The organism is Paenibacillus sp. cl6col, assembly GCF_900102125.1.
GTDB lineage: Bacteria > Bacillota > Bacilli > Paenibacillales > Paenibacillaceae > Paenibacillus_B > Paenibacillus_B suaedae.
The window spans coordinates 167,213-189,945 of the sequence record NZ_FNAZ01000012.1; the positions used below are offsets into that span (position 1 = coordinate 167,213).

General features: G+C 41.8%; 18 protein-coding genes. 3 read left to right on the forward strand and 15 right to left on the reverse strand.

Going from position 1 to position 22,733, the window contains the following annotated elements:
* Positions 1-99: 99 nt before the first annotated feature.
* From BLS15_RS25120 to BLS15_RS25135, 4 genes are all read right to left on the reverse strand, one after another.
* A complete protein-coding gene (locus tag BLS15_RS25120; RefSeq protein ID WP_090514352.1) occupies positions 100-789 on the reverse strand; it encodes a lysoplasmalogenase in 690 nt (229 codons plus the stop codon).
* A 372-nt stretch (positions 790-1,161) separates the two neighbouring features.
* The gene (locus tag BLS15_RS25125) at positions 1,162-2,430 is read right to left on the reverse strand and encodes a cytosine deaminase (protein WP_090514354.1); all 1,269 of its coding nucleotides are present in this window, start codon (positions 2,428-2,430) and stop codon (positions 1,162-1,164) included.
* Positions 2,405-3,685, reverse strand: a complete 1,281-nt coding sequence (codB, locus tag BLS15_RS25130; RefSeq protein WP_090514357.1) for a cytosine permease — start codon at positions 3,683-3,685, stop codon at positions 2,405-2,407. Before codB ends, BLS15_RS25125 begins: the two co-directional genes overlap by 26 nt.
* A 334-nt stretch (positions 3,686-4,019) precedes the next feature.
* A complete protein-coding gene (locus BLS15_RS25135; RefSeq protein ID WP_090514360.1) occupies positions 4,020-4,373 on the reverse strand; it encodes a thioredoxin family protein in 354 nt (117 codons plus the stop codon).
* A 336-nt stretch (positions 4,374-4,709) separates the two neighbouring features.
* Between BLS15_RS25135 and BLS15_RS25140 the strand changes: the two genes are divergently transcribed.
* Positions 4,710-6,455, forward strand: coding sequence for a methyl-accepting chemotaxis protein (locus BLS15_RS25140; protein ID WP_090514363.1), 1,746 nt, complete (start codon positions 4,710-4,712; stop codon positions 6,453-6,455).
* A 192-nt stretch (positions 6,456-6,647) separates the two neighbouring features.
* Here BLS15_RS25140 and BLS15_RS25145 read toward each other — a convergent pair whose 3' ends face one another.
* The 7 genes from BLS15_RS25145 to BLS15_RS25175 all read right to left on the reverse strand — a co-directional run bounded on the left by BLS15_RS25145 (position 6,648) and on the right by BLS15_RS25175 (position 16,057).
* Positions 6,648-7,853: a hypothetical protein gene (locus BLS15_RS25145; RefSeq protein WP_036592670.1), complete on the reverse strand. Its 1,206-nt coding sequence runs from the start codon at positions 7,851-7,853 to the stop codon at positions 6,648-6,650.
* A 198-nt stretch (positions 7,854-8,051) separates the two neighbouring features.
* On the reverse strand, positions 8,052-10,106 hold the full coding sequence (locus BLS15_RS25150) for a serine hydrolase domain-containing protein (protein WP_090514366.1): 2,055 nt from the start codon (positions 10,104-10,106) through the stop codon (positions 8,052-8,054).
* A gap of 138 nt (positions 10,107-10,244) precedes the next feature.
* The gene (locus BLS15_RS25155; protein ID WP_090514369.1) at positions 10,245-11,516 is read right to left on the reverse strand and encodes an ATP-binding protein; all 1,272 of its coding nucleotides are present in this window, start codon (positions 11,514-11,516) and stop codon (positions 10,245-10,247) included.
* A gap of 1 nt (position 11,517) precedes the next feature.
* Positions 11,518-12,258, reverse strand: a complete 741-nt coding sequence (locus BLS15_RS25160) for a LytR/AlgR family response regulator transcription factor (protein WP_021257497.1) — start codon at positions 12,256-12,258, stop codon at positions 11,518-11,520.
* Between the two features lie 217 nt (positions 12,259-12,475).
* Positions 12,476-12,919 (reverse strand): cell wall hydrolase, encoded by a 444-nt coding sequence (locus BLS15_RS25165; RefSeq protein WP_021257498.1) that lies wholly within the window; start codon positions 12,917-12,919, stop codon positions 12,476-12,478.
* Between the two features lie 157 nt (positions 12,920-13,076).
* Entirely contained in the window at positions 13,077-15,215 is a 2,139-nt protein-coding gene (locus BLS15_RS25170; RefSeq protein WP_090514372.1) for a methyl-accepting chemotaxis protein, read from the reverse strand.
* 281 nt (positions 15,216-15,496) lie between these two features.
* Complete coding sequence (locus BLS15_RS25175; protein ID WP_021257503.1) at positions 15,497-16,057, reverse strand: TetR/AcrR family transcriptional regulator; 561 nt, start codon at positions 16,055-16,057, stop codon at positions 15,497-15,499.
* Between the two features lie 151 nt (positions 16,058-16,208).
* On the opposite strand from BLS15_RS25175, the gene BLS15_RS25180 reads away from it, so the two are divergent.
* The gene (locus BLS15_RS25180) at positions 16,209-17,162 is read left to right on the forward strand and encodes a DsbA family protein (RefSeq protein WP_028533250.1); all 954 of its coding nucleotides are present in this window, start codon (positions 16,209-16,211) and stop codon (positions 17,160-17,162) included.
* A 304-nt stretch (positions 17,163-17,466) separates the two neighbouring features.
* Positions 17,467-18,912, forward strand: coding sequence for an alpha/beta hydrolase family protein (locus tag BLS15_RS25185; protein WP_090514375.1), 1,446 nt, complete (start codon positions 17,467-17,469; stop codon positions 18,910-18,912).
* A 203-nt stretch (positions 18,913-19,115) separates the two neighbouring features.
* Here BLS15_RS25185 and BLS15_RS25190 read toward each other — a convergent pair whose 3' ends face one another.
* The 4 genes from BLS15_RS25190 to BLS15_RS25205 all read right to left on the reverse strand — a co-directional run.
* Complete coding sequence (locus tag BLS15_RS25190; protein WP_028533249.1) at positions 19,116-19,472, reverse strand: nucleotide excision repair endonuclease; 357 nt, start codon at positions 19,470-19,472, stop codon at positions 19,116-19,118.
* A 236-nt stretch (positions 19,473-19,708) separates the two neighbouring features.
* Positions 19,709-21,448 carry an ABC-F family ATP-binding cassette domain-containing protein gene (locus BLS15_RS25195; RefSeq protein WP_090514398.1) on the reverse strand — a complete coding sequence of 580 codons (1,740 nt, stop codon included), beginning with the start codon at positions 21,446-21,448 and terminating at the stop codon, positions 19,709-19,711.
* Between the two features lie 250 nt (positions 21,449-21,698).
* Positions 21,699-22,187 carry a hypothetical protein gene (locus tag BLS15_RS25200; protein WP_065291064.1) on the reverse strand — a complete coding sequence of 163 codons (489 nt, stop codon included), beginning with the start codon at positions 22,185-22,187 and terminating at the stop codon, positions 21,699-21,701.
* Between the two features lie 269 nt (positions 22,188-22,456).
* The coding region (locus BLS15_RS25205) for an integrase core domain-containing protein (protein WP_139170722.1) at positions 22,457-22,733 on the reverse strand (277 nt) is incomplete at its 5' end.

The following is a 22,733-nucleotide window of genomic DNA, read 5'->3' on the forward strand; positions in this document are numbered from 1 at the left end:
AAATATTATCTTCTCGCTGCAAACCTCTATACCTTCCCCACACTTCTTCGACGTCATTTATGATACGGTTCCCCGCATGCGATGTTTAAAGTGTGCCACCTACATCCTCAGGGCGCGGCCCTTCGACAACTGCTTGCCACCGAATACATTCGCAATGCTGCCTGCAATAAACAACTGCGCGGCGAAGTACGTCAGCATAATCCAAATACCTGATGCCGGCACGTTACTGACGAACTTATTCCAGGCCAGAATCGAGTCCGACACGGCGAACAAAATCGCCCCGACCGTAGCATGCCAGTTCCTACTCATGATGGCAGTCCAGCACATGACGGAGATAACGCTTACATAAATGGCGACTGACAGCCATAATGCGCTATTATTGCTATTAGTCATGATCCCATTGTGCAGCTGCCAACCGATAAGCCAAGAATACAAGCCGATCGGTACCACGCACACCAACGTTAACAACGAAAATTCCCAGCGCCTTATCATGGCCGCTACATAAAACAGATGCCCTACCAAAAAAGACAGCAATCCGAACATAAACCACTCATTTCCGTTGTTCAGTAGCAACGCATCCCCAGCTATGCTAAAAATTAATCCACTCACGATCAAAACCTTATACATCTTCAACTTGTCCGCAGGCTGCGAGCTGACAGCGAGCACGATGATCAGCACCATCGGCAGAAGCTTGAAGATCCAGTTTAGTACGCTACTGTTCAAGGACAGCGTTGCCAAGTGAATCATACCCGTTACGATAATTGCAAAAACCAGCCATTTCCGAAGCATAAATCAAGTCCTCCCCATCATGTTGGGTATTTGCTTGCTTGAAACTTCCGATTCTGAATAATACGTATGCCTATTTCTACGCCCACATTACTCAATTAGCCGTTTAGTGCAATTTCAATGCTATTGGATACAATTACATGGAAAGCCCTGTAAGGCAAAACTCACATGGGGCTTTTAAGGCTAGTAAACCTTTATCGAGTCTACAAGATGCGCTTGATATACATAGCGAAGCGAAAATTGATGCCTAAATTAGGCTCAAATGCTATTTCAATGAAACAGAATTGCCACTAGGCAGATCATACCATGAATTGGAAAACATTGTGCCTCTTGCATATATAAAAAAGAAGCAGACCCTAAGGCCTGCCTCTTATTTTACTTTTGAAACGTAACTATCTCACTTACACTGCCCAGCTTCACGCTCGTCTCGCTCGGTTTTGTCTCGGCAATAATCTTACCGTTACGGAACGAATATCGTACTGCAGCCTGCTTGCGAATGGCCTCATACTCATTCTCCGCATTCAATACGATAAAGTTGGCTGGCTTCCCTGCCTCAATTCCGTATTTATCCTCAATTTGCAGCGTAGTCGCGCTGTTCTTCGTAATTATATCGATGCTGTTCACGATCTGCTCATAGCCCATAAGCTGTGAAGCATGAATACCCATATGCAGAACTTGGAGCATATTTCCCGTTCCAAGCGGATACCATGGGTCAAAAATATCATCATGACCAAAGCACACATTAAGTCCTGCTTCTTGAAGCTCTTTCACCCGTGTTAAGCCTCTGCGCTTCGGATACGTATCAAAACGTCCTTGCAAATGGATGTTCACAAGTGGATTGGATACGAAATTGATGTTCGACATCTTCAGCAGACGGAACAGCTTGTACGCATATGCATCGTTATAGGAGCCCATCGCTGTGGTATGGCTGGCCGTTGTACGTGCACCGATGCCGCGTTCGTAAGCTTCCTTGGCCACTACCTCAACGAATCTGGACTGCTCATCGTCAATCTCATCGCAGTGGATATCGACGAGACGATCATATTTTTCGGCGAGATCAAATACGATTCTCATCGAATCTACGCCATACTCGCGTGTAAACTCAAAATGCGGAATGCCGCCTACCACATCGGCCCCCATTTTCATCGCTTCTTCAAGCAGTTCTACTCCATTCGGATAGGAGAGAATCCCTTCCTGTGGAAACGCAACAAGCTGAAGATCCACATAAGGAGACATCTCCTCCTTCACTTCCAGCAGCGCCTTAAGCGCTACTAGAGTAGGGTCTGTCACATCCACATGGGTTCTCACATGCTGGATGCCCTGAGCGATTTGCCATTTAAGCGCAGTCTTCGCTCTCGTTTTGACATCCTCAACTGAAAGAGTTTCCTTCCGCTGCGACCAGCGCTGGATGCCTTCAAATAGCGTACCGCTCTGATTCCACTCTGGCTCCCCTGCTGTTAGGGTTGTGTCTAAGTGAATATGTGGCTCAATAAAAGGAGGAAGCACCAAGCTCCCTTTCACATCAATGACCTCATGTCCTTCTGTGGGAAGCGAACTTTGGGTAATTGTCTTGAATGCTCCATCTACAATCTCGATATTCCATAAACCTTCGCGACCTCTAAGCTTCGCTTGTTGAATAATCACGGTTCATTCCCCTTTTCTCGTTTTCGTTAAACTGTTTTTCCGGGAAACACTTCATACCTATAACATACAGCACAGCTGTACCAATCAAGCCATTAATAGGCGGGATGCCAGGGACGAACTGAGCAATCAGAATACCACCGATCCATGCCAATATCGCAATCCAGTTCACGGATTTGAAGCTCATTTCTCCGAATTTCTTATAGGATCCGCGATTCAGGATATAGAAGTCCGCTAGCAGAATCGCGCCAATCGACGGCAAAATCGAGCCAAGTACCGTCAAGAAGCCTACGAAGTTATTGTACAGCCACATCGCCATGATCGTACCTACTGCTCCATTAAAGACAACAATGATATTCTTAGGCAGCTTCGTAATATTGGCAAAGCCCAGGCTGGATGCATACAGCGCATTTTCATTTGTCGTCCAAATATTTAACCCTAGCACAATGATAGCCGGCATAATCAAACCTTGCAAAAACATAACATCTGAGATATCCGCTTTTCCATATACAATCGCGCCTACTGCTCCAAATAGAAACATTAACGAATTTCCAAGGAAGAAGGCAATGACTGTCGATACAACCGCTGATCGAGTTGTTTTTGCGAATCGTGCAAAATCCGGTGTTAGCGTACCACCACTGATGAAGGAACCGATACAGACGGTCAATGCTGTAGCAAGACCCATCATTTCCTTCGGCTGATAATTCATTAATCCTTGCAATCCGCCTGCTGTTGAAGTCGCTTCGAAGACTGAATAGCTTCCTAATATCGCAATCGACGGTACAGCTACGATGCCGAGTATCGCCAATGCTTTAATTCCATAGATCGCGGTCACCGTCATTAGGATTCCTGCAATCGCAATCAAGACGTACACGTTCATTCCCGTTACTTTCTGAACTGGAACTGCGAACATCGCTACCCCTACACCAAACCAGCCTACCTGCGTAAAACCTAGCAATCCTGAAGATAAATAGGAACCTTTCGTACCAAACGCATATTTCGTCAGCAAGTGAGTCGATAAACCCGTCTTGGCCGCAATATACGCAAGCGCTCCTGTATAAACGCCCAAGATCAGATTCCCTGCCAGTACAATTCCGATAAAAGCGCTGAACGTTAAGCCATTTCCTAGCGCTCCACCTGACCACATGCTTGCCGAGAAGAACGTAAATCCAAGCATTACGGCGAGTATTTTCCAAAATCCATTCCGATGTGCTTGTGGTACAGGTTGCAATGAGAATTCCAAATCCACTTTTTCCATTATCCATCCTCCAGATCGTCTAGATACCGAGTATGCTCAAGCAGATGGAACAGGCGGGAATGATCGGTGGCTTTCAGGAGCAATAAAAAAGGCTTATTGCCCAGTTGCCCTGACAATAAGCCGTTTACGATCGCAGTAAAACAATAGGTACACATGCATATACACACGTATCCCTATAAAGATCATACATTCCGCTGTCCTTGTCAGCCTCACGGGACTGAATTAAAGGTATCTTATTAAATTGTCACTATTATAAATAAATATATCAGTATCAACAAGTGTAAATATTGGAAGTTATGTAAGCTGCGACGGGCAGGACATCGATGATTGGCTGTCATTCCCCTCCAGAAGATGGTTCCGTCACTAAATCATAGATTTTGTTGATTTTCTCGTCCAACAGATCCAGATGCACGATCCTCGCTTCACGTATATATTCTTTCCCCTCCACGTAAAGCAATAAAACGGGCGCGGTGAAGACAGAAAAACTCCCAGCCACCGCCGGAACTTCTTGAGCATTGATCGTCGCCAGTTGAATATCCGAGTATTTCGTCAATAATCTCTGCACCTGCGGCTGCAATGCATGACACACACTGCAGCTTGTCATGCTGATATAGAGAAACGCTAATCGATGATGCCCTATAAATTTATTCGCCGATTCGACACTCATTAATTGCTCAAATTCCCTCATTGGTACCTCCAAGTGTATGTTTTTGTTATTCACTGTTTCCGATGGTTTATCCGATAACTTATTTGAAGCAATTTCTTTATCGCTATACATACTTTTATATATATCACCAAGATAAAAAGATAAACAGCCGTTTGCTGTCCCCTAATAAAAGAGGTGAGCACTATTATAAGTATTCCAATCAATATGTAGAGAGTAAATACATTATCGCAAAGGACAAATGGAAATTCGACACCAACAAAACAGATGACTTTCTAACAAAGGTTTTTTATGTCGTATCTAGAATACTATATTTTGTTTAGTAGACCATTACCCAATATAAGAAAGGGAGCCTAAACTATGGGGGAAGGAAAGAAGAAAACCGCAATATCCTTTTTCTCGAAAACCTTGATGTTCTCTATTTCGGGAATCGTTCTAGCCTGTATGATCATGTCAGTGATTAGTTACGCGATTATGAGTCGTGCGCTTACTGGCAGTTTGGAAGAGCAGGCAACAGGGGTTGCGACATTATGGAAGAATAGATTTGAAGTAGAAGACTTGAAAAGAGGGAAGACAAGTCTTTCTTCAGATTCAACAATTCAGAAAAAGCTTGTGTCCTTACTGGATGAATTGTCAAATGGAAATGCGAATGTAGCGCAAGGGTTCATATTCGAGCCGGATCTCGTGGATGGTACAAAGACGAGGATCATATCTAACCCTACTCATTTATTAAAAGTGGGACTTAAACCTGGAGAATTATTTGATCAGCCGACTGATATGGTTAAGGCATTCCAAACATTGAAGCAAACGAAGTCGATAGTAATCCCCCCTATTTACAATGATGATATTGGATCATGGCTCACTGTATTAGTTCCAGTCCTCGATCAACAGCAACAGCTCGTGGCCGTATTTGGGATTGACGTGAATGCATCGGTAATTTCAGAACAACAGCAAAATTTGATTTGGTCTTTAGCGATCGCTTCACTGTTGTTTTTGGCTGTTGGAGTCATCATACAAATTTTTGGTCTAAAAAGGTTGTTACGTCCTATCAAAGAATTAATTCGTGGTATTGGAAAGATCAGCAAAGGTGACCTCACACAGAAGGTGGTTGTCCATTCCAATGATGAACTAGGACAATTATGTGAGAGCTTCAATGAGATGGTTCAATCGTTACATAGTACCTTGGAGCAAGTACAAGTCACTGTCGAACAAGTGGCGAGTTCCTCAGAACAATTATCAGTTAGCGCCGAAGATTCAACCAAGGCGTCTACGGAAACAGCTACTATCGTCCAGGATCTGGCGACCGGAACGGAAGTACAGGCAGGGAATATTAATCAAACGAATCGTTCTATAAACGATATATCGACAAAAGTAGGACAAATCGAATCTAATTCCCGAGCGGTCATGGATAAGGTGTTTATTGCGACTAACCTTGCAACGGAAGGAAATCAAGCGATTGATATGGTTGTGAGACAGATGAATTCTATCAGTTCTACAGTGAACCAATCTGCTGAGTCCATGAAATACTTAGTAGATAATGCCCTTCACATAGGGCGAATTGTAGAAGTCATCAATACAATCGCTAATCAGACGAATTTGTTAGCCCTGAATGCTTCTATAGAAGCTGCCCGCGCTGGAGAACATGGACGTGGCTTTGCTGTAGTTGCAGGTGAAGTGAGAAAGTTAGCCGAACAGTCTTCCAACTCGGCGAAGCAGATTACGTCCTATGTGGAGAGTATCCAAGAAGGAATTGAAAACGCTGTTCAGTCTATGGAGCATGGTACAAGAGAGGTTAATGAGGGCCTCCATCTGGTGAACCAAGCGGGAACATCGTTTAATGAAATTCGCGATGCGGTTGATGAAGTGTCGCTGAATATCCAAGTTGTGCCTACTGCTCTAGAACAAATGACATCTCGTATTGCCGAGGTTCTATCATCGATGAATCAAATTTTGGCCGTCACCAATGAGGCCGTAGGCGGAACACAGAATATTGCTGCCTCAACGGAGCAACAGTTAGCTTCTATGCAAGAGGTTACTTCTTCTGCAAATGTACTGTCTAGCATGGCAGAAGAACTCCAAGAGAAAATAAGGCAGTTTAAGTTGTAACAGGAACAGGATGCTTGATTAGCGGTCTGACTCGACCAGATAAAAGGAGGCTGTCCCAGGAGTAGATCAATCTACTTGAGGGATGGCCTCTTTGATTAGCATAATCTGCCGAATTGAACAAATTACCATTCATAAAAATTCTCTTCGATCATTTCCTCGAATGAATTGGCTAATAACTTGATCTCCTTTCAATCAATAATCGCGCGCTGCATCGAACCAGCGCCCGGCCATCTCCTCCGTTATAGGCTGGCCAATCTGGTGATCGGACTGGCTGAGTTGCCATACTGCTTCGCCAAGGTCTTCTCTTTCGGTGGTTTCGATACCTTTGAGGGTATTGAAGCGCACGGTGAAAGCAGTAATGGCTGCCTCGGCATCCGCAAGGCTGTGGGCCTGAGCCAAGGATGCCTGTGCAGCGTTGTAAGCTTCGTTAGCCAGTTTGGCCAGACGTTTAGGCCAAGACGAGAACGGGCGGCCATATTCACTCTCCCACCACTCAGGCTTTCGCAATTGGCTCACTGAAGCATAGCCGGCCCATGGGCGTGTCTTGGCGCGTGTTTTCACTTGCTGCCTTAAGCGCTTGCCCGCGGCCTCTTCCACATTGTAGGCGATAAATCCTTCAAGCAACGGCCACGTGTCCAAGGAGGGCATGTCCTCTAAATCAGGCATGAAGCGCAGCTCCAGATTCGTTAACCGGGCATGACGAGCCAACAAGTCCATGTCACAGAAGTTCCCCCACAAACTAAGTGAGTCAAGGTTGGGGAACCGGTCTAGACAGTCCAGCGAGATGGGCTGTCCCAGCGGCGTGTTTTGCAGCGTCAGGCTCGTCACCTGGTGCAGTTCACCGAGGTTGGGGAGTATGAAAGGAGGATCATTCCTTCGACGGCTGGTGCGCGGTGCTAGTGTCAGAGAATACGGCATATTTCCAGTGGCCGATAATCGTAATAGATCGCCGGACACGTTCAGGCGGAAAGATCCCTTCGGAAGCTTCAAGCTCAAGCACCCTCCGGACTGGCCTAGCGCGATATGCAAGCTATGCAAAATGGACTGGCTGGCGTCTACCACCGTATCGGTAGACAGGATCGGAGCCCACGTCATCTCTTCAATGGGACGTGTCTGCGCCCAATCCAAGAAGCCCGTGTCACTGCCTGAATAGTACAGAAATCGCGGCCAGGGCGAGCCCGCCGGCGTAGAAAAGGCATCGAATACGGTCCAATCGATTCTCGCGTCTGGCGCGACATGAAGGTCTACCCTTTTTCCCAATTCCGGCGATCCGATAGATAGGCTGCCCACACCGGGCCGAATGACAAGCGTGTGGCTGCGAGGACCTGTCAGGTCAATGGGATAACTACCGTCTTCTCTAACAGAATCAGAAGGGTGAGCTTGGTTATGAATTGGCACTTCCGTCATCCTCTCTTCTACCCTTGATTACAGGACAATTTTGGTTTCTTGAGTTCATTTTTACCTTGTATCTTAATTTCATTATAATGATCGCTTGTCCTGAATCTACCTACTTTTTACCTGGATTCTGGAAATAAGGGGGGGCAGAATAGGCAAATCAAAAAGTCCGCTGGTTATGCGGACTTTTATGCTAGAAATCTATTTATTCTTCAATTCAATTTTAAATACATCGCCCGCTTTCCCGCCAAAAACGATCATCCCGCTTTCAGGCAGTACTACTGAATGATTATTAGTTACCTTTGAGACGTTTACAGACATTCCATTCTTGTCGTAAACGGCAAATCCCCCACTTACCGGAGTCTTAACGTTCATAACTCGATTGGCTGATTTATCATCAATTTTATACCATCTAACCTGACCATTAGCTGGTATGCTGCTGGTTGAATCCTTCCCTTCATAAATGGGTTGAATAGCATCTTCATCGATATAAGAGAATCCATCAATCTTTAAATACTCCGTATGTCCTTCTTTATAAAAGTTGAGATCAAATACATCTCTTCCGGCCATAATCGGAATTTGGATAGCATTTACTGCTTGATTCTCATTAACAATTTTAGTCCCATTTGCGTATCCATGATCCATATCAACGGATATTGTCTTTGATATCATTGGCGTGGCCAGATAAAATACAGAAGTTATCTTTTCATCCACCCTATAATAACTTTTTCCGTTTCTATTTTCCCATACCTTTTTAGTTGTTTGTTGGAGTGGATTGAAGTCCAGCTTTTGATAAGCATAGAGCACCATCATGGACTGACCTAATCCTTGGTTATTCGTATAGGCGTTAAGCTTCACATATGTTCTTCCATTTGTTTGTTTGTCAAAGCTTACTGTTGCACTGCCATCTTTGCTTTTGAATTGTCCATCGCCCGTATACACATATGTTTGTGCGGGTATCAACCCTCCGTTTTGTGCAGGTAAATCAATCTCTCCGTTCTTAATCTCCACATTTATGGTTGAATCCCTTGTACCATACAATCCAGCATAAGAAAGCATTTCAGATGGCATGTTCACCTTCAAGGAAGGTTTAAATGTTTTCTCGTGTAGAATTTCCTTAATATGCCCCTTGTCTTTTAAGTATTCTAATAAAACTTTCGTTTCAAATGCAAGATTGAATACGGAAGACCCTCCTGAAGAAAGCACAGCCATAGAAATATTATGTTCTGGTATTGTAATCAAGGAACCGTGATAAGTAGCAACGTCTCCACCTTTGGATAATGCCGTTATTCCGTAATCATCAAACTCTGTCAAGCGAACAGTGTCCCAACCAAGACCATAGTTAAAGGCGTTCGCTTTTTCAGAAACCCATATTCCTCTTTTATATTCAGGACTTTGCATGGCTTTGGCTGATTGTTTAGATAGAACATCCGCTCGATTACCTATTAACATATCTGCAAACTTAGTTAAGTCTTCTGCAGTTGAGTAGAGCCCGCCTGACCCAAGGGTGTTAGCATTCTCAATGGGTAAAGCCTGATCCATCGTAGGGAAGTAAGCTTTGGCTACCCTTTCTCTATCAAATTGATCAAGTGGTGTTTTCGTTGAGCTTAAATTCAGAGGCGTGCTCACATATTTCGCAAGGAATTCGGTATAGCTCATACCGCTCACTCGTTCAATCATGATTTCAAGCAGATCAAACCCATCGTTTACATAAACGGAGAATTCACCTGGATTTGAATTTAAATGTTCCGATTGTAACTTGTTCAATAATTCATCGTGGACTATTGTATCATTGTCATCGAATAAAGAACTATTCGGAAGGTGAGTACCGTAAAGCCCTGACGAATGATTCATTAACATACGAGGTGTAATTTTTTTATATCTTTCATCTGCCATTTTGAAGTCTTTGATATACGTTGTAAGTGGCTTATCAATATCAATTTTATTCGCATCAGCTAGTATCATCGCTGCAGCAGACACATGCATTTTACTTATCGAACCTATACCAAACATGGTGTCTTTGGTGATCGGAGTTTTGGAAGCTTTATCGTTTATACCGACGTTATCTGATAAAACAATGGATCCCTTATCCATAATGGCATACTGCACACCACTTGCACCAGAGACGGAAAGAAGCTTCGAAGCCAGCACCTGTGCCCTATCTTTTACAGTAGCCGGATTCGTTTGAGCAAAAGCAGGGGTGACCGGAATGGCAATAAGCAAAGCGGCCATTCCTATAGAAACCATTCTCTTCATTATTCATTCCTCCTCGTAGTATCCTTCCAGATTGTACATACTGAATTCATCATACACGGAAGAAGGCTGCTGTAATAAAAAACGCCCTGAAACGAAAAAAACAATCCCTAAACAACATATTGTCTAAGGATTGTTCGTTTAAAACGGCAGGAGGACCATATTATTAAATACTTTATGTTTCGTTTCAATGGTCATATGACCACCGTACTTGTCGCAGATTCTAGCGATATTCGTTAATCCAATACCATGAAATTCAGGAGATGGTTTTTGGCTATGTAAGTGGGCAACTTCATTCTCCATATGATTCAAGATGTGAATGAGTAAGCTAGACTCGGTAGAATGTATTTTTATAAGAATGTACCTATCTTCTGCAATCGTTAACTTTTTAGAAGCTTCTATTGCGTTATCTAGCATATTTCCAATGACAACACATAAGTCATAACGGTCTATATGGATTTCTTGCGACCATAAATTAAGCTTTGTATCTATTCTAATGCCATTGGCTTGTCCAATATTAAGCGTATTTGTAATAAGAGCATCTATCACCAGATTCCCCGTATTAACCCGCTGATACGCCCCTTCGACTTTATTTAAGGTTGTCTTAATATGTTCCATTGCAGCTGCTAACTCATTTCGCTTAATACATTCTTCAATATATAAAAATTGTTGATTCGTATCATGAATGATTCTTTTAATGGACTTGAAGCTGTGAACGACCTTTTCGTAATTCGCATCTTGATAATCCATTTGATGTTGCAGTTGAGTATGCTCTTGCATGAATTTATATTTATCAATAATCGAATCAAAAATATATATAATCATAACGTTTAAGAAAAGAAAACCAATAGCGGAAATGAAATAATAGACGGTCTTATAATTTAGAATATATAGGTGATATATACTCATGAGTGGAATAGCCGAAATTAATACGTAGTAACGATAATGCAAAGAGTAACTTCTATGTCTTGCAAATGGTCGTATGATCTGAATGATGGCAAACATGATGATGAAAGAGAGCAAAATAGCTTTCATGTAGACAATTTTATTAGTTTCATTTACAGGATCAAAGCTAAACTCAATTGAATCTAGGGTATAAAAAATATAAAGGGATATACCAGTAACGAGAGACATTAAAACACTGTAAAGCATAGAGAAAATGATCTTCGTTTTCATCTCTACTTGATAAGATTGTACGATACTAAATATCATAAGCAAGGCTAGAATCGAAGATATAATTGGTGAGACGAGAATAACAAGATATAGGAAATCGAGTAGCCCAAAGATAATAAAGTAAATAAATCGGTTATGTTTTTTAGCTGATTTACCAAAAACCGAGTTGAAGAAAAAATTAAGTTGAACGCCCATCACAAGTACAATGATAAAGACAACAAGTAAATTATTTTGAATCATATTATTCGATCTTCCTAATCATATATTTGGTATAAACATCTTTAACCTCTTTAATTTTAGAACGGCCTATGGGTAATTCCAACCCATTGGACATGAGGACAACTCCGCTAGCAAACTTCCTCACATGAAGTAGATTAATGATAATGGAGCGATGGATTTGCAGGAAGTTACTGTCTTTTAAAGCTAAAGCATAATCTGTAATAATTCCTTTGCTTTCATAGGTTTGATCAGCAGTAATAAAATGTAGTTTGCTCTTTATCGTTAAGCTTTTGGCAGCTTCAATGCTAATGAGGTCGTCATATTTAATAATGATTGATTCATAGGCTGACTTGATGACCATAAACTTTTTAACAAGTGTTCGAAAGTATTGGCATAGTTTGATGATTTTCTCCTCCAAGATCGAGGGGGCGATAGGTTTTATTAAATACTGGAATGTCATAACGTCAAAACTTTCTACCATATATTCAGGGTAGCTTGTCAGAAATATAATTTGTTCATCCAAGTTATGTAACGCTCTTATTCTACGAGCTGTCTGAATCCCGTTCAGCCCACCCATTTCGATATCCAAAATTAAAATATGGAACGGGGGTCCTTTGGACTCATAATGAGATACCAATTGCTCTCCCGAGCCGAATAATTCGATTTCAAATTCTATATTTGTCTTTATCGACAAAGTAATCAGGAGGCTTTTAACAAGCTCTCTTTGTTTTTCCTCATCATCGCAAATAGCCACTCTATACATAAATGATACACTCCTCGACCATTTGAATTTATATTAATAGATTTAGACGAAATGCAGATTTGAATCCCTTAAATCACTTCTAACCCGGCAACAACTTTATTCCACTAAACCAAAAAAAGCCGCGATTTACGCGGCCCTTAATGAGATAAAGTTTAGACAACCGATATGACTTTGACAAGTCAGGATAAGAGATTCTGAGCTCTTTTCGTTGATGCAATTAAAACGTATTGTATACCTCTTCACATTCTTCCGCAGTCGGTTCATAGAAACAGTGCTTCTTCCATCGTCCTGCGAGCGGCTGATTATACCAAGTGTCCGGACATGGGCCGGGATTTTCGAACGTTCCTGGACGGAAATACCACAGGGAGAATTTGGCTGGCCAACTCCGTTCCCCATTCACAGCCCGTCGCGCCAGACGGCGTTCCCTCTCTCTTGCGTTTTGATAGTACAAACCATGTTGCAACGCTTCGAACGCATGCGGCTGGTTGATCATTTGAGGAATTGTCCGAATGCCTTTAAAATCAGAGCAATTCGCTCTTACTCGGTTAATGCCAACATTTCCAACAAGGAGCATGCCCTGCTCGCCTTCGGTCTCAGCTTCAGCTCGAAGCAACCTTGCCAACATATCAATATCCTGTTGCCTGGCTTTTACGACTGCCATTTGCTCACCTCTTTAGATTTCTCTAGACTCATCATATTGTAGGCGAAGCGGAAGTGTTACTCTGGCAAAAATAAAGAGTGATATTATCAACGGCCCAGCCACTTTTCGACCGCCATGCATGGCGCTTTGACGGATACGACAAATGTATGAATTCTCATTACCTAAGGTTAGGTATTATAACGTCATTGCACAATACAAATTTGCTTAAGTCATTCTGCAATTGCTGTGACATATCCCTTAATTCTTTAGCAGAAATTTGGATTTTCTCCGCGGAAACTAGTTGTTCTGCTGTACCTGTAGCCATTAACTCAGCTTCATTCGATGTACGATGAGAAATATCGGATACATCAGCAATAGAAGCCGCCACTTCCTCCATTCCAGCTGACATTTCCTCAGTGGTTGCGGATACATCCTGAATTTGTTCACTTACAAGCTTAACCTCACTAAGAATGCAATCAATGGTCTCCTTCGTTCGCTCAATAGATTCCATACCCATATTCGTCTCGATTTGTATCGAATCCATAGCGGATACCGTTGCTCCAACAAGAGATCGAATATCAATCAATAGGTCAGAAATGGATTTCCCAGAGCTTGATGTTTCTTCAGCAAGCTCTCCTATCTCTTGTGCAACTACGCTAAATCCACGACCATGCTCTCCCGCGCGTGCTGCTTCAATATTTGCATTTAAAGCAAGTAGCTTTGTTTGCTTTGCAATCTCCATAATTGACTTTATAATTTGACTTATACGTACTGAATGCTCATCAAGCTTAGCTACAATCTGGGCAGAGTCAGCCTGAGTCTTCTTAATACTCTCCATTTGATCCATGGTTTCTATCAGTTGCTGATTCCCAATTACTGCATTTTCACTTGCGCGAATGGCAACCGAAGCAACCTCAGATGCCGCTTCCGCAACTCGTGTAATCCCAATCGCCATCTCATTCATTGCAGATGACGCTTCCACTGTCGTTCTCTTCTGTGAAGCTGTCCCATCCGATACTTTCTGCACAGAATCGGCAACTTTCTTCATATCCTGTATAGATTGATCTGAGATTCCAGTTAGTTGCTGGGAGGATTGAAATGTTGTTAAGGAAATTTGTTGATTTAAGCTAAGCACTCGATTCATCGATCTTTGCATTTCATTAAAGGCCGCACCTACAAGTTGCAGCTCATCCTTAGTATTCAGTACAATGTCTTGGGAGAAATCCCCCTTCGCCATCGACTCGGCTCTTTGCTTTAAGATACTCACTGTATCCATAACACTCCTAAAGAATGCTACATAAAATATGACTACTAATAGTAAGACTACCACCATGATCACTAATGTTACATTGCGCTCAGCAGTGTAGTCATCGATACGTTCTTGAAGAATATGATCTAATTCCATTATGGCTAGTTTGAATACCTCATCCGCTGTTGTGATCGCAACCGTCCCTTGAGTGAAAAAGGTATCAGGATTCATGCTCATCTCTTGCTTATGTATAATTTCTTGTTCAAGTAAAACAAGATAGTTTTGAATATTGTGTGCAACCTGCCCTCCCTTCTCAACCAGATTCACATTAATGTTACTCTGAGATTCCGCAATTTTGGAAAGGGATTTATTTAGACTGACAAGAGCAGTCTTACTCTCATATTCTCTCAGGAGTAGCTGGATTTTCAACTCATCCGTTAGTGTTCTCGATGCAAGAATACCATTGCCAGTTCCCCGAATAAAAGCGGAGTTTTCGATCAATGCAGGCAGTTCCTGAACGACCAACCTCATCAAATAGTATGAATTAATTTCATTATCAAGTGATAATTCGGACTCATCGGCACTGTTGACAATAAGTTCTTCTATCTGCTCCACCAGTTTTGAATGACGAACAAAACTATCTGATGCTTTTAAGCTCTCATAAGAATCACGCAGTTCAATCCATTCTCTATGAATAGAAGCCCATTTTTCGTATGACTGGGGTAGGTTTTCCTTCCGGAATTTTGCTTCAATGTGTTCAATCAATTGAGCAATTTCTTGTAGCTTCGCCTCAATGGTGCTCTTTGCTTCTTTATTTCCATTCAAGTAACCATTGATAAGCCCACGTTGCTGTTGTACTTGTAACATAAAGGGCATTATTTCACTGATCTGCTCAACACCAGCTTGTTCGCCTCTGATGAAATTTATTTGAGTTTGCTGTGTCGCGTTCCATTCATATAGAAGGACTATAATTGGAATAATAAATAGTACACTGATGAGCATAAACTTTTGTCCATATTTTAGCCTCGATAGAATCGAAGTAAATGGACTTAATAATTTTTCTAACATACTTTCTTACCCCCATGATGTATTCTCTTAGATGTCCAGTATATTTTATCGATGAAGTTCACCAAACACTTGTGATAAATATCATAGCCAGCAACCTTTTCTAGCAGATAAATAGGATGAAGCCATTTCTCTTGAAACGCTGGATGACGCTCACCCAGACATCTTTATGAAGTTCGTTTTCATTCAAGAATCTTGTAGGAGTGTTAGTTTATTGCATAACTGCTTTGCCAATTTAGCTCTGCTTTCCATCTCTTAATACTCGGCAGAGTCAGCTTTAACCCTCACTCCTGGTCAATGCCCGACAGCAGAAAGGGAATAGCGGGCTGAATAAATGCTTCCGGCGATAATTCCTTCCCCTTTCTCCTCCACTCCACAGAAGCACCATATAACCCCCAACTTAAAAGGAGCGCTGTGATTTTTAGCGATTCATCGGCCGCCATCGTCAGTTGTTTTCGCAGCATTTTATAGAAGATAATCTCGAGCTGCTCTCGAATAATACGAGCAATGGTCTCATCGTATCCTCGATGACACCGATTGGATAGCGCGCTCTGGAAATCTGTTATAGCTACGAAAATATCAATAATCGATGCTTCATTCAGCACGCTATTCCCAAAGTCTATCGCATTCAAATTAATCAAAAGCACTTCGGATAAAACCTTGTCGAGCAGATCATATATGTCTTCAAAGTGATAGTAGAACGTTGCCCGATTAATCATCGCCTCTGTCGTAATATCCTTCACGGTAATATCCTTGAATTCTTTTTTACCTGAAAGTTCAATAAAAGAGTCCATGATTAACTTACGCGTTCGTAAAATTCGGGGGTCTGTCTTGGATTTCGTCATTCCTGTCCCTCCAACATTTTAAACAGATGCGCCCATGTGTTGTATAAACGACAAATCACATGATCTATTGGTGTTCCGGTACATTTATTATGGCTAAAATGGGATTGTAAAAGCAAAGTGATCTTTCGGAAACTTCAAGGAGGAAACCATCATGGCAAATGACGATAAACGAATAGTCAGCGATAATCATATGATTTGTGATCTAGAGACCGGTGTCTGCGGCGTAGCTGGGGAAGAAGAAGTGGAGATGATTGCTTTCAATCCACCTCATAAATCCATTACAGTTTATTATGTAACGGATCCAATCTGCTCACACTGCTGGGCGCTTGACCCTGTCCTACGACGATTTAAAACGCAGTATGGACATGTTTTTAACTTCCAAACGGTAATGGGCGGGCTGCTCGAAAAATGGGGGGATGAGCCGGTTGATCCACGCAACGGTATATCTGGACCTGCTCATGTCTTCGACCACTGGCGAGAGGTTGGGGAATACTCGCGGATGCCAATTGACGGTTCGCTTATGCTAAGCGATCCCGTTCAATCCTCTTACCCACCCTCTCGTGTATTTAAAGTGATTCAGCAACATCATGGCAATGCAGTAGCCTATGATTACTTAAGACGATCACGAGAAGCTTTATTCGCATTTAATCGAAATATCGCGGAGGAATCCGTCATGATTGACATCGTAAATCAGCTTGGACTGGATGGAGAAGCGATCGTTCAAGATGCTGAACATCAATCCGGCCAATCCTTATTGAATGAGGATTTTGGACTCGCTAGAAGCCTTGGGGTTCGAGGTTTCCCAACGATCGTTATGATCAATGAAGAGAATAAAGGAGTCAAAATCGTAGGTAGTCGACCGTTGGAGTCTTATGTTGAGGGACTTCAGCAAGTGTTAAATACGGGAGAACTTAAGCCAAGGCAACAACCATCGCTTTCGAACTTACTTTCGCAAGAAAAGCTATTATTTTCTAAAGAAATTGAAGTGATGTATGAGATCGACAAGTCAGAGGTCAACGCTTTTGTTGAAAAAGAACTTGCACCAGGGAGTTACGAAATAGGGCATCTCTTAGGGGAGTTCTACTATACAACAAAGAGTTCTTGATGGGGAACGTTGAAAATGAGCGAAAATAAATTCAAGGACAAAGAGCCGGCTAATGGGCTGCTCTTTGTCTTTTTACATAGAAATGGATAAATTTCATGCATAGTCTGATCATTAAACTGCAAATTATCCGTTTGTGAGATCCTCCACCCAAAAACCTACGTTTGCCATTCCTCTTAATTTCGGTGCGTTTTCCATGTCAGCCCACGACATTCATAAAAAATTTATAATATTCCCCCTTTCATCTTTATAATTTTTTTGTAATCTGGAGCAAGTTCGTATTTGTGGTAAAGGGAGGGAGATCGACATGAGGTTTTGGGAAATAGGCTTGATCGTGGTTAATTTTGGCCTGTTGTACTGGGCGGTAATCGCGAACAAGAAAGGCGGCTGGAGATGGTTCATCCCTTTAGGGATCGCCTTCGCTCTGGTAATTGTGCAGATTGTCGTGGAAGGTGGACGGTGGGAGATGGTTCCGGCCTACTTGACGCCACTCTTATTGATGGCTTATTTCTTCATTATCAAGCGGAAGGAAGCCAGTAGAAGCCGGATTGCTGTTACCGTTCAAGCGATGCTATTGACCGTATATTTGTTGGTCTCGGTTACGCCACCTGCGGTGCTGCCGGTATTCTCGTTTGAAGAACCAACGGGATCCTATGCGGTCGGAACGACGGTTTATCATTGGGTTGACGATGAGCGGCGAGAAACATATTCGGATAACACTGCTGATAAGCGCGAGCTGATGGCGCAGATTTGGTATCCGGCCGCCAATGGCGTCGGAGAAGAGAGAAGCCCATATCTCCGGAACGCATCTAAGATGACGACAGCCATATCAAGCAAAATGATGGGGCTTCCGGATTTTGTGCTAAGCCATCTAGGGTTGATCAAGACGCATGCTTTGGTGGAGGCTAGGCTCTCGGACTCGGAGAGCCGGTATCCGGTTCTGATTTTCTCCCATGGGATGAACGGGTATCGCAATCAGAATATGTACCAGCTAGAGGAGCTGGCCAGCCACGGCTATATTGTAATCGCTATCGATTATGCCTACGAAGCTGCTGCCTCCGTTTACCCTGACGGAAGAGTCGCCGTGAGTAAGACCGACCCTAACTTGACTTCGATTGCTCAGTATAGGGGGCATATCCCGCTTTGGACCAGCGACGCTGCGTTTGTGCTCAATCAAGTAGAGAAGCTCAATCAGAAGGATACTGCGGGTCGATTTACAGGCAGAATCGATCTCGAACGAATCGGCATGCTTGGACATTCATTCGGTGGAGCCGTGACGGTGCAAATGTTACAGAATGATTCGCGTGTGAAGGCTGCCCTTAGTATGGATGGAGGGTTTTATGATCCGCCGGTTTCGGTCAAAGGATTCGGAAAGCCTTTCTTCATGATGTATTCAGACGAGACGTACAGCAATGTAATGATTTCTTACGATGATGTCGCCAAACAGTTAGGCGGGGTAAGCCGCGAAGCGTTCGAAGCCCCGAGGAACGAATATATCCAAAAATCAGGCTATGCTCTGGCAGGCGGAGGGATGTCGATCCTTATTCCGGGTTCAAAGCATGCAAGCTACACCGATCTTGCGTTATTCTCTCCGCTACTAGGTCTCAGCGGCACAAACCCGCGGCGGGATCACCGCATCGTGAACGAATTCAGTGTTGCCTTCTTCGATCGGTATTTAAAAGGGAAAGACGATTCTGCGGTACAAGATCTGGCCGCCAAGTACCCAGAAGTGAATTTCAAGGTGAACAACTGATCCATAGCATCGATTCGAACGTCACATGCTCTCCACATTGACCATGTTCTTTGGCGATGGGTTGAAGTTCTGCCCCCGCAACCAACTTACACATGTAGCTCGGCACATATATAAAATGCCTTTAATCCACGTTAAGCGGGTTAAAGGCATTTTTGCGTTATCTTATCATTTCATGGCTCCTTGTGCGATAGGAGCTCTGTCTATTATTTGTATAACACCTTATCTACATTGTACTTAGCCTTGTATTCGTTAATAATGTACGTCTCGTATATTTCTCTATGGACGGGATCCTCGACCAAACAAACCTCGATCTTGGTCACTTCCTCCCGATTCTCTTTGATGACCGACACTGTATCCTCGAAATGCTTCTTGATCCGAGGTCTTAGTTTCCGCGCCTTGCCGACGAATAGGAGTTCATCCTTATCATTGTAGAACATAAAGATTCCCGCTTTATCTCTAGGAATCAGAATGAAATCCGTAAACCCGTAGATATGGCTTAATTTAGGAGCAATCTGTTTGTAAATCGTGACATCCGGTGTTGGAATCGTAATTTGTATCATGAGCATTCACTCTCTCTTCTGCGTCATTTGTTATTTCCGGTTCGCCTCATGTTCTCGAGTCTAGGTTATATTCTATCTATTATGGACATACCTGTCTATTCCATGCAGGAAGTTCGATGGTAAGGTACTTAGTTTCAAGGAAGAAAAAGGCGCTGGGCTTATCGCGCCATATATTCTTGACCTAGTACAAAGACCCCTTTTTCGAGGGGTCTTCTTTTCAATAAGAGGGGTGTATTTTAAAGCAACTTAATCAGCTCTTCTAGCTCATCAACCAATACTTTTGCAGATTCAAAATCAGCATTTTTTAAAGCCAATTCTATTTTTATTTCAACTGCTTTTTTATTTTGTTCAGCTTCTAAATAGTCTTTATTAAAATGACTAGCATAAATCATCTGTCTAAATTTACGCATACTCATTTTTCTTATTGTCTTATCGTCGATGATTAAAACATAATCCATACCATTTACAACAGAATAGAAATCATGAGAAATCATGAGAATCGCACCTTTATAGTCTTCAATGGCTTTCTCCAAAGCGATTTGAGAATAGGTGTCTAAATGGCTTGTCGGTTCATCTAGAAGCAATACGTTTGCTTTACTGGCAGCAACTTTGGCCAATTGAAGCGTATTCTTTTCTCCACCAGATAGAGATTCTATCTTCTGATTAACGATTTCTCCTTCAAACCCATAGCCAGAAATATACGATCTAATCTCATCATACGTATTAAATCCAGCATCGATGAATTCTTCGAGTATTGTATTAGAATCCTTTAGCATTTCGCCTTGAATCTGAGATAAATAAGCCACTTTAACATCAGCATTAATTTCAATTGAATCCTGATTATTTTTATAGATATCTCGGAGTAAAGTCGTTTTCCCGGTACCGTTTGGACCAATAATGGCTACTTTATCCGTAGATTTTATCTCAAAGTTAACATTGTCTAGCAGCAACTCATCATAGGCAACACGATAATTATTAACATTTACAACAACGGTATCTTCCAGTTCATGATCCATATCAAAACGAATATTCGGTTGCTTTATATCAACAAATGGCGCTTTAATTCTACGTGCTTCCAATCTTTCTTGAAACTTAACTCTGGCTTTTAGTGCTCTCCCTCTAGATGCATCTGCATTAACAGTCGCGATAGCTCTAAGATTATCAATGATGTTATCGTATCTCTCAATTTCTTCTTGTTCAGCGACTGCGATTTCTTGCAACTCAATTTTAGTCTGAAGTAATGAGAAGTTATAATCAATATATCGCCCATCAAACTCTTGGATCTCTTTGTTTTCAAGGTGTATAATTTTGTTGAAGCAATGATTCAATAGATATCGGTTGTGCGTAACAACTAGCAGCATTCCTTTGTGAGAATTAATAAGATTTCTGAGCGCATTTAGGTTTTCAAAATCTAAAAATACATCGGGTTCGTCCATAATCATTAAATCTGGACTACTAAGCATTTCCTTCATCACTTGAATAAGTTTGAATTCCCCACCACTCAGTTCGGATACCCTAACATCTTTTAGCTTCATGAGGTTTGCTAAATTTAGTTTCCTATTAATGTTGCTTTCAAAATTATCGCCGCCGATTGCATCAAACGCGTCTAAAGCTAATTGGTACTTTTCGAGTAACGGTTCAATATCTGATGATGTTTCCATTTCAGTACAAAGAGATTGTATTTCATTTTGTATCTTAATAAATTCTTCCGCTATATATTCAAAAACTGTTGTTTCTTTTGTTTTGTCTTGTTGAGAGAATTGACTTACATGCCCAATTTTGCAAGTCGGGTCAACTTCTAATTTACCCTCGAACAAATATCTTTCTGGATCCATCAGTATATCTATTAATGTACTTTTCCCATTGCCACTCGTTCCTATAAAAGCGCAATGTTGTGCCTCTTCAAGCGTGAATGAAATGTTTTTATATAGTTCTTTTTGCGGGAATGAGAAGGATAAGTTATCAACTTTTATCACAGTATTACCTTCCTTTATAACTAAAATAGTGACTATTCTTAGGTGTATTACAAAATATAGATTTTGAGTGTAACACTGTTTACAACCAACTTCAAACCATTTGAATCCCATCGCTTGGCGGGGTAAAAATTTCCGTGCTGCCTCCTGACGAATAGCCTAGCTGTTCCATTTCTTTCGAGTTGTACAATAAAAACTTGCCGTTACTTATGATACGGTATATTAGGAGACTTCGTGCTTGGTATTTGTTTCATCAATTAGTTGGCTCATTTTTGGGTTTTATGGAAGTCATTTTAATTTGGGTGAGGTTTTCTAAGTTGATTTCAATTTGTAATTCGGTATGCTCATTAATAGCGATTAGGATTTTATCTTTAATTTCTAAGCTTTTTATAGGGTTTGAATTTTCAAAAAATATTCCCCATACCAAACGGTCTTCAGCATCCGTACAAGCAATAAATCCTTCATTCCCCATTTGACCATCACCGCCACAGATTTTCCCGTCTTGATAATCAATACTGACCCATTCATCAACGATCGTCCAACATTCAACATTATACTTTGATATGCTTTCAATGGTTGTGTCACACAAGGGAGAGCAATAAAATTTACTTTCATTTGTGTTGGGGTTATATGCGCTGTAACAACTTAAGATTGTTACAGTGCCATTTGGAAAGATGATGCTATTAACGCCGGGCAGTTCATGCTTTTCAAGATTCCAATGTTCCGCAACAACAATATTCATAATAAATCCCCCTTTATATCTTAAGTTACTAATATATACAGCTACTTGTTGAGGACTAATAAGCTATTTAATCTAGTAATCGTTTCCTTAGAAACTTTTTCACTGTATAGGCCTTCATTTTGCTTCCAGTGTTGCAATGCCTTTTTCATAGAGATGGCGAACTGAGGATAAGCAAGATTGTATTGAACTCCAATGCCAACTGTAGATCGGATTAACCCCATAAATTTGGACACAAAGACACTAATTCTAGCTTATTCATTCATTTTCGTTTAGACTCGAACCATTTTAATTGGAATCGCTTCCACCTGATTCTGGCTGTAAAATTTCTCTGGCGCCATATCCCTAATACTGGAATGAATCCTGCGTTCATTATAGAACCGTATGAATTCGGACACCACTTGATAGGCTTCACCATAAGTTTGAAATTCGTATTTATTCAAACAATCATCTTGCAAGATTCGATGAAAAGACTCAATATGGGCATTCATATTCGGTGTTCTAGGCGGTATTCTTTCATGCTCCATACCAAAGTCGATACATGCTTCC